The organism is Halomonas sp. 7T (assembly GCF_025643255.1).
Lineage (GTDB): Bacteria > Pseudomonadota > Gammaproteobacteria > Pseudomonadales > Halomonadaceae > Vreelandella.
In genome coordinates, this window is record NZ_CP087112.1 from 921,090 (window position 1) to 934,642 (window position 13,553).

The window sequence follows — 13,553 nt, forward strand, 5'->3', positions numbered from 1 at the left end:
TTGGTAATGTGCAAAAAGCAGGTAAATGTGAGTGGTCACCAACGCTGAGAGCCATTAATAGGGTTTTAATTGACCGTTATGCCCATTATCGTGGGTATGGACTAGTCGTATTGCGACTATTGTTTCTATACTATGTCCCTATCAGCGATTTTGCGGATTTTATTTATTCCTTTTGAGTTTTAGCTGCGTTTTATCAATAGGCCGTAACAATTTTTTGGTTGACGCCGATTGGGATGTTTTACCGAGACAGCGTTATCCCTCAATACGATCACGTTTAAAATTACGACAAGGAGATTTACCGACTCATGGCAGGCTCACCCAACGCATCCAATATGGTTGTCGGGCTGGACATTGGAACGTCCAAGGTCGTCGCGATAGTCGGTCAGCCCACCGATGATGGTGGGATTGAGATAGCCGGTATCGGTTCCCACCCCTCACGTGGCATGAAGCGCGGCGTGGTCATCAATATTGAATCAACGGTTCAATCAATTCAACGCGCAGTTGAAGAAGCGGAGCTGATGGCAGGCTGCGATATCCACTCGGTGTACGTGGGCGTGGCGGGTAGTCATATTAGCTCGATGAACTCAGATGGTGTCGTAGCAATTAGAGAGCGTGAAGTAACGCCTTCTGACATTGATCGGGTAATTGACTCTGCACGTGCTCGGGCTATTTCTGAAGGGCAGCGCGTGTTGCATGTACTGCCGCAAGAGTTTTCGATTGATGCCCAGGGCGGCATCCGCGAGCCGTTGGGCATGTCGGGTGTACGACTTGAGGCGCAGGTGCATTTGGTCACCGCGGCGCTCAACGCTGTACAAAACATCGAAAAGTGTGTTCGCCGATGCGGGCTGGATGTTGATGCCATCATCCTTGAGCAGTTAGCCTCTAGCATGGCAGTGCTGACTGAAGATGAGCGTGAGCTAGGCGTTTGTATGGTGGATATTGGCGGTGGCACGACGGATATGGCTATATTTACCGAAGGGGCGATTCGCCACACTGCGGTAATACCTATTGCCGGTGACCAAGTCACTAATGATATCGCCATGGCGCTGCGTACGCCTACCCAGCATGCCGAAGAGATTAAAGTAAAGTACGCCTGTGCGTTAACGCACCTCGCCGCAAGCGATGAAATGATTAAAGTACCCAGTGTAGGGGATCGTCCATCGCGGGATCTATCACGCCAAGCATTGGCCGAAGTGGTTGAACCGCGCTACGAAGAACTGTTTACGCTGGTAAGAGACGAATTACGCCGCAGTGGCTATGAAGATATGGTAGCCGCCGGTGTGGTACTGACCGGCGGCACCTCGCGCATGGAAGGCGTTAGCGAACTAGCAGAAGAGATTTTCCACATGCCGGTTCGTATCGCCTGCCCGCAAAATGTTAGAGGGTTGGCGGACGTGGTGCGTAATCCTATTTATGCAACGGGCGTTGGCTTGCTGCATTATGCCTTGCAGGAAATGCGCCATGGGCAGGGCCTAGAAAGCCATGGGGGAGTCGTTGCCGCGCATAAAGGGCGTAACGAGCTTGCCCGGCGTGATAGCAAGGAAGGCAATCCAGCGCTGGCGAAAATTAAAGGCTGGTTCAAAGGAAATTTCTGACAGGGCCGCAAGCGCGGTTCAGGAGACGGGGCTTATGTTCGAATTGGTAGATAACGCACCCTCGAGCAGTGCGGTCATCAAAGTGGTCGGTGTTGGCGGTGGCGGCGGTAATGCTGTCAACCACATGGTCGAGAGCAACATCGAAGGCGTAGAGTTTATTTGCGCTAATACCGATGCCCAGGCGCTTAAACGCGTATCCGCAAAAACGGTTTTGCAGCTTGGCAGTGAAATAACCAAAGGGCTAGGCGCCGGCGCCAACCCAGAGGTTGGGCGCCAAGCTGCTATGGAAGACAGAGATCGAATTGCCGAGCTGTTAAATGGCGCCGATATGGTGTTCATCACCGCGGGTATGGGCGGTGGTACTGGTACTGGCGGTGCACCGGTTGTTGCTCAGGTGGCTAAAGAGCTGGGTATTTTGACGGTGGCCGTGGTGACCCGCCCCTTCCCATTTGAAGGGCCAAAGCGGATGCGCGCTGCAGAAGAGGGCATGAAAGAGCTCTCAGAGCACGTAGATTCGCTGATCACTATTCCCAACGAAAAGCTACTTTCAGTGTTGGGCAAAAATGCCACGCTGCTTACTGCATTTAGTGCCGCTAACGATGTATTGCTAGGCGCCGTTCAGGGGATTGCCGAACTGATCACAAGCCCCGGCATCATCAACGTTGACTTTGCTGACGTGCGCACCGTCATGTCGGAAATGGGCATGGCCATGATGGGTACCGGTGGTGCGACCGGTGAGAACCGCGCACGTGAAGCGGCTGAAAAAGCGATTCGTAGCCCGTTGCTGGAAGATATCGACCTACACGGTGCTCGCGGCATCTTGGTCAATATTACCGCTGGTCCTGACTTGTCGATTGGTGAGTTCAACGATGTGGGGGCGACGGTTCAAGAGTTTGCCTCACAGGAAGCCACCATTGTCGTTGGTACCTCCATTGATATGGAAATGTCCGATGAACTGCGGGTTACGGTTGTAGCGGCGGGGCTGGATGGTAGTAAAGCGAAGGCTGCCACACGTGAACCTGCGCGCCGCTCAGCAGCGGAGTCATCAGATTACCGCAAGCTTCAGCAGCCAACTGTAATGCGTCAGCAAGCAACGGCTCGCGCCGAGGCCGCACCTGCTCCAGCAGCTAAACCCCGCCCAGAAAAGCGTCGTGCTTCAGAAGCCGACGACTATCTGGACATTCCTGCTTTTTTACGCCGTCAGGCAGATTAAACTGCGCTTCGTCTCTCACCGACACAGTAAACGAGAGTTTTATTGGTTAAAACGCTCGTTTGCTGTTAAGGTGAACACTGTTTGATAACTTTTCCCCCGCGGTATTTGCCAGTTTTGTGCCAATCACCGCCGACACTAGAGCTAGACCACTGCCCATGATCAGACAACGCACACTACAAAACGTTATCCGCGCCACTGGAGTGGGTCTGCACTCTGGAAAAAAAGTCCACTTGGCTTTGCGTCCGGCGCCGGCAAATACGGGCATTGTGTTCGTTAGAACCGATTTAGATCCTGTTGTGCATGTGCCTGCTCGTGCGGAATTGGTTGAAGACACTACGCTGTGCACTGCGCTCTCTAAAGAAGGCGTAAAAGTGGCAACAGTTGAACACTTAATGTCAGCGTTTGCGGGGTTAGGTATCGACAATGCCTACGTAGATGTTAGTGCCCCTGAAGTGCCGATCATGGATGGCAGTGCCAGCCCGTTTGTTTTTCTGATTCAATCGGCGGGCATTCTTGAGCAGGAGGCGCCTAAGAAATTTATCCGTATTAAGCGTCGTGTTGCAGTCAGTGATGGCGATAAAGAGGCCGTGTTTCTGCCGCATCAGGGCTTTAAAGTGTCGTTTGCGATTGATTTTGATCACCCCGTCTTTGAGCAGCAAAAGCAAACTGCACTGATAGACTTTTCAACGACCTCGTTTGTTAAAGAAGTCTCACGCGCACGCACGTTTGGGTTTATGCGCGATTTGGAATTTTTGCGCTCTAATAACCTGGCGCTCGGTGGCAGCCTAGATAACGCTATCGTGGTTGACGACTACCGTATCGTTAATGAAGGCGGGCTACGTTATGAAGACGAGTTTGTCAAACATAAGGTGCTTGACGCGATTGGCGATCTTTACCAGCTAGGTTACAGCCTAATTGGTGAATTTCGTGGCATTAAATCGGGTCATGCGCTCAATAATCAGCTTTGCCGTGAGCTAATGGCTCAGCCAGATGCTTATGAGATCGTGACTTTTGAAGAAGAGAAGGCGGTTGCACCCATCTCTTATGCGGCTCCTGCCATGGCATAGTCAGGCTTGCGAAAGTCTAACTGGTTGAAATATCGGTTTCTAGCCCCACCATATAAAGCACCGCTTAGACGGTGCTTTATGCGTTTTGAGTAAGGGCTTTAGGCTTCACCTTTAGAGGAATGTGGCGCATGGGAGGCCAGGCGTTCTAGCGCTTTTTTGAGTGATGGGTCGTCGGTATCTTTTGCGCACTCAGCTAAGGTTTTTCCGGCGTTGCTAGAGAGCGAGCGCGTATAGCGTTTTGGGCTCTCTACTGGCCGTACTGGGCGGACTTTTAAGGTAAAGCCACTAACGCTTTCAAACCCTGGTAGCTGGTGCAGAAGGGTAAGCAGGCGATGTTGTTCGTAGCGCAACCACGTTAGCCAGCTCGCTTGGCCGCTAATCAGCGTTAATCGACCGTCACGAAACCCGCCCACAAAAATGTGCTCACGCATTTCTTCAGGTAAATGAGCGCGTAGATGCCGCTGTGCTTGGTCAATTAAGCGAGACTGGCGCATTAACTGCCCAATATCGCCAGACTTAGACAGCAGTTGGGTGATGGGCTGTGCGTGAGATCGCTTAACCTTTATACTCATACGCCTAATTTCCGAGATGGCTTGATATAAATTTTTGGCAGTCCGAAGCGGGCGACCATAAATAGTTTACTTTATCGAACGCCAATCAGAAGAGCCTAACACGCCCAGGAGCTAGCCCACAGCATGTCGTTAACACCAGAAGTCTTAACCGCTTCGCCACGGCGCCAGCGCCGTCATGGCCTGGCGCGCTGGTGGCTGGCTGGGCTTCTGGTAAGTTGTTTGTTGCCTGCAAGTTTACACCCATCAGATGCGTTTCGCGGCAGTGAGCGCAGCGTCACTATCTGTTTTTGGGTGCCTGCCATTTTGCGTGCGCAGTCTCAGTGGATTGCTAAAAAACGTCGTGCGCTTCGTTTCTGGGGTAGTCGCCTTGCGCGTCAGCTTATCCTGCGACCTGCTCATGCCCGGATATTACCGTTGGTTAAACGGCGCCTAGTTGCAGCTAAAGACGTGCTGACTCAGCGCGGCCCTCCTTGTTTGCCCCTCCCGCATTAGAACTACTTTATTTGCCTTATATATAAAGGGCGCCTTCATAAAGGTCGCTCATGATGATTTGGAATTTTCATGATTAATAATTTGTTACGCAAAGTTGTTGGCTCTAAAAATGATCGCGAAGTAAAGCGGATGCATAAAAATGTGCATGAGGTCAATAAGTTAGAGTCAGAGCTGGAAGGGCTAAGCGACGCTGATTTACAAGGTAAAACGTCGCTTCTTCGTCAGCGGTTAAACGAGGGTGAAGCGCTTGACAGCCTATTGCCCGAGGCTTTTGCCGTCGTGCGCGAGGCGAGCAAGCGAGTCATGGGCATGCGCCATTTTGATGTGCAGATGATCGGCGGTTTGACGCTACACCGTGGGCGCATTGCTGAAATGAAAACGGGCGAGGGTAAAACGCTGGTAGCGACTCTGGCCGTTTACTTGAATGCGCTGCCTGCAAAAGGGGTGCATGTTGTTACTGTAAATGACTATTTGGCCCGCCGAGATGCCGAGTGGATGCGTCCGTTGTATGAGTTTTTAGGCCTTTCCATTGGCGTGATTTTTTCGGGTCAGAGCGGTGAAGAGAAGCGCTACGCCTACCAATGCGATATTACCTACGGTACTAACAACGAGTTCGGCTTCGATTACCTGCGCGACAATATGGCGTTCTCGCTTGAAGACAAAGTGCAGCGTGGCCTGCACTACGCTATCGTCGATGAGGTGGATTCTATTCTCATTGATGAAGCGCGCACACCACTGATTATTTCGGGCGCTGTCGACGAAAATACCGATCTTTACGGTGTGGTAAACCGCCTTGCCCAGCATCTGGAAAAAGGCGAGGTGTCAGAAGATGAAGAGGCCACCGTGACAGGCGACTTCCTGCTTGATGAGAAGCAAAAGCAGGTAGAACTTACCGAGCAGGGCCATAACAAGGTAGAAGCCCTGATGCGCGCTGAGGGGCTGCTGGGGGAAGAGGATTCCCTTTATGCTGCGCAAAATCTTAATCTCTTACAGCATATGCATTCTGCGCTGCGAGCCCGGCATCTCTATCATCCCGATGTAGATTACATTGTTGCTGAAGACCAAGTCGTCATCGTCGATGAGCATACCGGCCGCACAATGCCGGGCCGCCGCTGGTCTGAGGGGCTTCATCAAGCTGTTGAAGCCAAAGAGGGCGTTACCGTTCAGCGTGAAAGTCAAACGCTGGCATCTACTACCTTCCAGAACTATTTCCGCCTGTACGAGAAATTAGCGGGTATGACGGGCACGGCCGACACAGAAGCCTTCGAATTCCGTCAGATCTATGGCCTGGATGTAGTGGTGATTCCCACCAACCGTGTGCTGGCCCGTAAAGATCTGAATGATCTGGTTTTCCTGAGTGCGGAAGAGAAATACGAAGCCATAATTAAAGATGTTAAAGCTGAAACAGAGGCAGGTCGGCCAGTGCTGGTAGGTACCGCGTCGATTGAAACCTCTGAGTACCTTGCCCGTTTAATGCGCGAGGCGGGTCTGAAATTTAACGTTTTGAACGCTAAGCAGCACCAAAGCGAAGCGGAAATTATTGCTCAGGCAGGTCGCCCTGGGGCGATTACCATTGCGACCAACATGGCGGGTCGTGGTACCGATATTATGCTGGGGGGCAATTGGGAAGCGGAAGCGGCAAAACTGCAAAACCCCACCCAGGAACAAATTGACGCGTTAAAAGCTGAGTGGCAAAAGCGCCATGATGGCGTCTTACAAGCGGGCGGTTTGCACGTAGTAGGTTCTGAGCGTCACGAATCACGTCGCATTGATAACCAGCTGCGTGGCCGTGCCGGTCGTCAGGGTGACCCAGGCTCCACACGTTTCTTCCTCTCCTTGGAAGATAGCTTGATGCGGCTATTTGGCTCTGATCGCGTTAAGCGTTTGATGCAGGCGTTGGGCTTAGAGCGTGGGGAAGCCATTGAACACAAGATGGTGTCTAACGCCGTTGAGCGCGCACAGAAAAAGGTGGAAGGGCGTAACTTCGATATTCGTAAGCAGCTCCTTGAATATGATGATGTGGCCAACGACCAGCGCCGCGTTATTTATAACCAGCGCAATGAAGTGCTGGCGTCTGACGATATCTCCGATGCAGTGCTGGGTATTCGTGAAGAGGTCATGGAAGAGGCGATCAGCGATTTTGTGCCACCGCAGAGTTTGGTAGAGCAGTGGGATCTGCCGGGCTTGGAAGCACACCTAAAAACTGAGTTTAATCTTGATGCACCGGTGGTGCAGTGGTCAGCAGAAGATGAGCGGTTTAGTGAAGAGAAACTCCGTGAACGCCTTCAGACCATGCATCGCGAAGCCTACGAAGCCAAGGTAGAGGCGGCGGGCGCTGCGTTAATTCGCCGCTTTGAGAAACAGGTGATGCTGCAGGTCTTGGATACTCGCTGGAAAGAGCATTTGCAATCGATGGATCATCTGCGCCGTGGTATCCACCTGCGAGGCTATGCGCAGAAGAACCCCAAGCAGGAATACAAGCGTGAATCGTTTGAGTTGTTCCAACATCTGCTCACCAATATTAAAGCTGATGTCACGCGTATTCTAAGCCATGTTCAGGTACGCCAGCCCGAAGAAGTGGATGCGCTCGAGCAGAAGCGCCGCGAAGAATTGGCCCGGGAAAAAGCAACGGCGGACAGCCGCCACGACGAAGCTGCCGCGCAAAATAGCAGCGGGCGTTCTCAGGAGTCGCAAGGTGCTGATGGACGTCCGCTTCGCCGGGAAGGGCCCAAAGTAGGTCGCAACGACCCCTGTAGCTGTGGTTCCGGTAAAAAATATAAGCAGTGCTGCGGTAAGTTAAGCTAATCGCTCTAATGTGAAGGAGAAGAATATGGCGGTGGGAATCGTTCCCTTTCCTGAGCTACCCCCTATAAACGGGGTACGCCTAGGCACTGCAATGGCGGGTATTAAGAAACCGGATCGCCGTGATTTAGTGGTGATTGAGCTGCCTGAGTCTGCCACGGTTGCAGGCGTGTTTACGCAAAATGCCTTCTGTGCGGCGCCGGTGGCCGTGGCTAAAGCACATATAGCGCGCTGTGCCAGTGAAGGCTTAACGCCGCGCTGCTGGCTAATCAATACTGGCAATGCCAATGCGGGCACAGGTGACGCGGGCATGCGCGATGCCTATGCCAGCTGCGCCGCCTTGGCATCGCAGCTGGGTATGGCAGAAAGCCAGGTGCTACCTTTCTCAACAGGGGTGATTGGCGAGCCGTTGCCCATGGAGCGTTTATTGGCCGGCCTGCCAAGCGCTGTCGGTTCACTCGCTGATACCAGCCACGCGTGGCAGCATGCGGGTGAGGGGATTCTCACGACGGACACTCGCCCTAAAGGCGCGACGGTGACCGTAAACATTGGTGACCAGCAGGTCACGATTAACGGCATCACCAAAGGCTCCGGCATGATTAAGCCCAATATGGCGACCATGCTGGGGTTCGTGGTCACCGATGCCGCTATAGAGCAATCGCTTCTTGAAACGCTGCTGCGCGAAACGGTTGACCGTTCGTTCAACTGTATTACCGTCGATAGCGATACGTCGACTAATGATGCCTGCATGCTGGCAGCCACAGGCGTTGGGGCACGTATCGAAAGCGATGAGCAAATTGCAGTATTTCGTAACGCCCTGCAGCGGGTGATGACGGAACTTGCTCAATCGATTATTCGTGACGGGGAAGGAGCGACAAAGTTTGTGACGCTTCAGGTAAATGATGCTTCGACCCGCCAAGAAGCACTGGATGTAGCGTTTACTGTTGCGCACTCACCGCTGGTTAAAACCGCATTATATGCATCCGATGCTAACTGGGGGCGCATTTTAGCCGCCGTAGGCCGAGCACCCGTTGACGCATTTGATGTGAGTCGCGTCGTGATTGACCTTGGTGATGTGCGCTTAGTTGAGACGGGGGGGCGTGCTGCCAGCTACACAGAAGCAGCAGGTAGCGCGGTGATGGCGCAGGAAGAGATTACAATCCGGATCAACTTAGGGCGAGGCGAAGAGAGTGCCACTGTGTGGACCTCAGACCTCTCCCATGAGTATGTGTCGATCAACGCAGATTACCGCAGCTAGCCTCAGCAGTAGGGGTTAGTGCAGCGATACAGCGCCGCCTGGATTTAGGGTGGCGCGCACAACGTGGACAAAGACGTAATGAGTGTAATGGTAAAACGACGGGTTCATGTCGCGGCGGCTGCAATGATCAGCGCCGATCAAAAGCAAGTGCTAATTGCGCGTCGACCTTCTAATGTCGACCATGGAGGCCTATGGGAGTTTCCCGGTGGCAAATTAGCACCTTATGAAACGGGGCTTGAAGGGCTTAAACGTGAGTTACATGAAGAGCTCGGCGTTGAAATTGTACGTGCCCGCCCACTGATTCGTATTCACCATGAGTACCCAGATAAGCATATTCTGCTGGATGTTTGGCAGGTTCAAGAGTTCGCAGGCGAACCCTTTGGGCGCGAAGGACAAGCGGTACGCTGGGTGCCCATGGAAGAGCTGGTTAATTACCCGTTCCCGGCAGCTAATCTACCGATTTTGCGAGCGGTGATGCTACCCACTGATTATTTGATAACCGGTGAAGAGGCAGATGAGGCGCGCTTTGATTCACGGTTAGAGCGAGCGCTACGCGAAGATGGCATACGCCTTGTCCAACTGCGGGCCAAGGAGCTGGATAAAGCCGCGTACCTTGCGCGGGCAGAGCGTGCACTAGCGCTATGCCGTCAGTACGATGCCCGTATGGTACTTAATGCCGACCCTGCGCTTCTGGATGAAGTGGATGCTGATGGCGTTCATTTAACTAGTGAGCGCTTAATGCAGCTGGATCGTCGGCCGATAGCTGAAAATAAGTGGCTCTCCGCGTCTACTCATGACCAGGCCCAGCTCTCTAAAGCCGCCGTGCTAGGCTGCGATTTTGTGACCCTTTCTCCACTACGCACCACGCCGTCGCACCCTGAAGTGGCGCCGCTGGGCTGGCATGATTTCCAGCAGCTGGTAGAGCGTGCCGGTATGCCGGTGTTCGCTCTAGGCGGGATGACTCGATTTGATGCCAACCACGCCCGCGCCGTGGGCGCACAGGGTATTGCGTCGATTCGTGATTTTTGGAAATAAGTCTGCCGCTCGGCATGCTTAGATAAAAAAGCGCCTACTCTTTTTTGGAGCAGGCGCTTTTTATCGTATGGATGAAGGCCGTTTGGTTAATCGCGGTAGCGACGGGTTAAATCCCCGTAGGCATCGATCCTGCGGTCTCGCAGGTAGGGCCAAATACGGCGGGTATGTTCGCTGCGTGCCATATCAATATTCACCACGAGCTGTTGGGTTTCTTCGCCAGCTTGGGCCAGTAGTTCCCCTTGAGGGCCGCAAACAAAGCTTCCCCCCCAAAACGTAATGCCGTCACCAACACCCGACGGGTCGGCTTCAAAGCCTACTCGATTAGCCACCAGTACCGGCAAGCCATTAGCGACCCCATGAGCGCGCTGGATAATGGTCCAAGCGTCTTTCTGACGGGCTTTTTCCGCGTCGTCATCGTTAGGATCCCAGCCAATGGCCGTGGGGTAGAGCAGCAGGTCTGCGCCTGCGAGCGCCATTAATCTAGCTGCTTCCGGGTACCATTGGTCCCAGCACACCAGAAGGCCCAACCGGCCAACCGAGGTGTCAATGGGCGTGAAGCCCTCTCCCCGGGCATCGTCTACATCACCTGGGGTGAAGTAAAACTTTTCATAAAACGCTGGGTCATCGGGTATATGCATTTTGCGATACTGACCCACGCGCCCCTGGGCGCGGTCGTAGACGACTGCGGTATTGTGATAAAGCCCAGGCGCACGACGCTCAAACAGCGAACCCACCAGCACAATATCCAGCTCTTTTGCCAGCGCCGCTAAGCGTTGACCCGTTGGCCCATCAAGCGGTTCAGCCAAGTCAAACAGTGCTGGATCTTCGTATTGGCAAAAATAGTGGGTAGCGTGAAGCTCTTGCAGCAGTACCAGTTGGGCGCCTTGCGTAACCGCTTCGCGGATACCTGCTTCGCTTGCGGCTAGGCTACGTGCTTTATCAGGCCATGCGGACTGCTGGACGACCCCTACGGTCAACGTATTCGTCATGATAGCTCCTTACGATTCCAAGGTGGCCGGGGCAAGTGTGCCTGTCGGCAATTGCATGGTTAAGCAGTGTAGGCTGCCATGCTGTCGGATCACGTTTGTGCACTCAATGGGAATCAGCGTGTGTTTAGGAAACGCCTGGGCTAGCGCTTGCAGTGCGACCATGTCGGCAGGGTCGCCATAAGTCGGCACCAGAACAGCTTGGTTAATGATTAAAAAGTTCGCATAGGTGGCCGGTAAGCGGTGACCTTCATCCGGGTCAAAGCATGCCTGCGGCCAGGGCAGGGGGATAAGGTTATAGGGGCGGCCGTCGCGCTGGCGAAATGCCTTAAGTTCCTGCTCCATTGCCTTGAGTGCCGCATAGTGTGGGTCGTGTGGATCATCACAGGTCACGTAGGCAATGGTTGAGGGTGAGCAAAAGCGCGCCAAGGTGTCAATGTGGCTATCTGTATCGTCACCTTCTAGGTGTCCGTTGGACAGCCATAGTACGCGGTCGACGCCAAAGTCCTCGGCTAGCATTGCTTCTATATCGCTGCGGGAGTGCGTAGGGTTGCGATTGGGGTTCAGCAGGCAGGCCTCGGTGGTAAGGAGCGTGCCCTCGCCGTCCGTTTCAATACCGCCACCTTCTAAGATCAGCTCGCGCGAGGCGACTGGGCATGCCCACACCCCTGCATCCGCTAGCCATTGGGTCAACTGATTGTCACGCTCAGCGGGAAATTTCCCGCCCCAACCGGTAAAGGTGTAGTCCAGTAGCAGCGGCTGATGATCTTCATCCAAGACGGTAATCGGCCCGTGGTCTCGCGCCCAGGTATCGTTGGTAGGGGCGACAACCAATAGCAGCTGATGTTGGCTAATGCCATAGGCGGCAAACGTCGTGGCTAGACGCTCATGTGTTGCCTCATCGGGGACGCTAATAAGTACGCGCTGATAGCGTACGGTGGCGATAACAATTCGCTCAAGCGTTGCTTCGATACGCGACAGTAAAGGCGCCCAATCACCGTCTGAGCGGGGCCAGGTAAGCTGAAGGCCGTCTTGGGGGTGCCATTCCGGTAGCAGGCGATGCGTTTTGGTAGCCAACGTCACAAATGCTCTCAATAAAAGTATAAAGACTTACCCTAGGGGCAAGAGGAACCGGCGCAATGTAGGGGCTTGCTCAGAAACATGCAAGCCTTACCTTCGCTAAGGGAACGGCTTTGCATGATGCTGCTCTAAGGCTGCGTTTGCACATGCAGCCCTGCTAAAAAAACCGTACCATGGGCGCTTATTATTAAGGAAGACTGCCATGCTTGATCGTTTGCCTTTTCTGGTGGGGCTGCGCTACGTGCGCGCTAAACGCCGGAACCACTTTATTTCGTTTATCTCCTTAACCTCCATGCTGGGCCTTATGCTCGGTGTGGCAGTACTGATCTTAGTACTGTCAGTCATGAATGGCTTCGATCATGAGCTGCGTACCCGCATTTTGGGCATGGTGCCCCATACCAAAATTGAGGCGCAGGAGGGGCTCGTTGAGTGGGAAGCGCTCGCCGAGCGGCTAACCGAGCGTGAGCGCGTCATTGGCGCAGCTCCCTTTGTTGAGCAGCAGGGTATGTTCTCTGCTGGCGGGCGTAACCAAGGCGCTATGGTGAACGGGATCCACCCGGATTGGGAAGGACAGGTATCCATTATTGGCGAACACATGCGTCAGGGCGAGTTAGCAGACCTGGTGCCTGGGGAGTGGAACGTTGTCTTAGGTTCAATGCTGGCGCGTCGTCTGGGTGTTGGCGTGGGTGATCGGGTCACACTGCTGGTGCCCGAGGCCTCCATTACGCCGGCGGGAGTCTTTCCGCGCTTAAAGCGCTTTACGGTTAGCGGGATTTTTAGCGTTGGTGCCGATTTAGATGCCAATCTGGCCTATGCCAATATTTATGATATGCAAACCCTAGCGAGGTTAGGCGATGCCGTTGGGGGGTTGCGTCTTGAGCTTGATGACCTGTTCCTTGCGGGTAGTGAAACCCAGGCCATTGTGAACGAGCTAGGCGCTGGGTATCGCGGTAGTGACTGGACGTTCTCCCATGGCAGCCTCTTCCAGGCGATCCAAATGGAGAAGCGCATGATTGCGCTGCTGCTCACTGTGATTATTGCCGTTGCTGCATTTAACATTGTCTCAACACTGGTCATGGTGGTGACCGATAAACGCGCTGACATTGCCATTTTGCGCACCATCGGGGCAACGCCACGTTCGATTATGGGTATCTTTATCGTCCAAGGCTTGGCCATCGGCTTGATTGGGATTGCGATAGGCGTTGCTGTAGGCGTTCTCCTGGCGCTTACGATCTCCGATTTAATTAGCTGGTTTGAAACGGCGTTTGGTATTCAGTTCTTAGATGCCGGGGTTTATTTTATTAGCAACCTGCCTTCTCAGCTCCGCTGGGGCGATGTGCGCGATATTGTCATCGCTGCCTTTGGTCTGACGTTCCTCTCGACGCTCTATCCTGCATGGCGGGCTGCTCGGGTTCAGCCAGCTGATGTATTGCGCTATGAATAAGGATGATTT

Annotated in this window: 11 protein-coding genes; 8 read left to right on the top strand and 3 right to left on the bottom strand. The window is 53.6% G+C overall.

Features of this window, described 5'->3' with window-relative positions; genetic code table 11:
- The first annotated feature begins 305 nt into the window (after positions 1 to 305).
- From ftsA to lpxC, 3 genes are all read left to right on the top strand, one after another.
- On the top strand, positions 306 to 1,595 hold the full coding sequence (ftsA, locus tag LOS15_RS04210; RefSeq protein WP_263068328.1) for a cell division protein FtsA: 1,290 nt from the start codon (positions 306 to 308) through the stop codon (positions 1,593 to 1,595).
- A gap of 34 nt (positions 1,596 to 1,629) precedes the next feature.
- Entirely contained in the window at positions 1,630 to 2,808 is a 1,179-nt protein-coding gene (ftsZ, locus tag LOS15_RS04215; RefSeq protein WP_263068329.1) for a cell division protein FtsZ, read from the top strand.
- Positions 2,809 to 2,963: 155 nt separating this feature from the next.
- A complete protein-coding gene (lpxC, locus tag LOS15_RS04220; RefSeq protein ID WP_263068330.1) occupies positions 2,964 to 3,875 on the top strand; it encodes a UDP-3-O-acyl-N-acetylglucosamine deacetylase in 912 nt (303 codons plus the stop codon).
- A 98-nt stretch (positions 3,876 to 3,973) separates the two neighbouring features.
- Here lpxC and LOS15_RS04225 read toward each other — a convergent pair whose 3' ends face one another.
- Positions 3,974 to 4,447 (bottom strand): DUF721 domain-containing protein, encoded by a 474-nt coding sequence (locus LOS15_RS04225; protein WP_263068331.1) that lies wholly within the window; start codon positions 4,445 to 4,447, stop codon positions 3,974 to 3,976.
- A gap of 123 nt (positions 4,448 to 4,570) precedes the next feature.
- On the opposite strand from LOS15_RS04225, the gene LOS15_RS04230 reads away from it, so the two are divergent.
- The 4 genes from LOS15_RS04230 (at position 4,571) to LOS15_RS04245 (ending at position 10,034) form a co-directional block, all read left to right on the top strand.
- Entirely contained in the window at positions 4,571 to 4,939 is a 369-nt protein-coding gene (locus LOS15_RS04230) for a hypothetical protein (RefSeq protein ID WP_263068333.1), read from the top strand.
- A 69-nt stretch (positions 4,940 to 5,008) separates the two neighbouring features.
- Positions 5,009 to 7,744, top strand: coding sequence for a preprotein translocase subunit SecA (secA, locus tag LOS15_RS04235; protein ID WP_263068334.1), 2,736 nt, complete (start codon positions 5,009 to 5,011; stop codon positions 7,742 to 7,744).
- A 25-nt stretch (positions 7,745 to 7,769) separates the two neighbouring features.
- Positions 7,770 to 8,999, top strand: coding sequence for a bifunctional glutamate N-acetyltransferase/amino-acid acetyltransferase ArgJ (argJ, locus tag LOS15_RS04240; protein WP_263068336.1), 1,230 nt, complete (start codon positions 7,770 to 7,772; stop codon positions 8,997 to 8,999).
- 78 nt (positions 9,000 to 9,077) lie between these two features.
- Positions 9,078 to 10,034, top strand: a complete 957-nt coding sequence (locus LOS15_RS04245) for a Nudix family hydrolase (RefSeq protein WP_263068337.1) — start codon at positions 9,078 to 9,080, stop codon at positions 10,032 to 10,034.
- Between the two features lie 86 nt (positions 10,035 to 10,120).
- Here LOS15_RS04245 and LOS15_RS04250 read toward each other — a convergent pair whose 3' ends face one another.
- Positions 10,121 to 11,023 carry a carbon-nitrogen hydrolase gene (locus LOS15_RS04250; RefSeq protein WP_263068338.1) on the bottom strand — a complete coding sequence of 301 codons (903 nt, stop codon included), beginning with the start codon at positions 11,021 to 11,023 and terminating at the stop codon, positions 10,121 to 10,123.
- A gap of 9 nt (positions 11,024 to 11,032) precedes the next feature.
- The gene (locus LOS15_RS04255; RefSeq protein ID WP_263068339.1) at positions 11,033 to 12,103 is read right to left on the bottom strand and encodes an agmatine/peptidylarginine deiminase; all 1,071 of its coding nucleotides are present in this window, start codon (positions 12,101 to 12,103) and stop codon (positions 11,033 to 11,035) included.
- Positions 12,104 to 12,302: 199 nt separating this feature from the next.
- On the opposite strand from LOS15_RS04255, the gene LOS15_RS04260 reads away from it, so the two are divergent.
- Entirely contained in the window at positions 12,303 to 13,544 is a 1,242-nt protein-coding gene (locus LOS15_RS04260) for a lipoprotein-releasing ABC transporter permease subunit (RefSeq protein ID WP_263068340.1), read from the top strand.
- Positions 13,545 to 13,553: the final 9 nt, after the last annotated feature.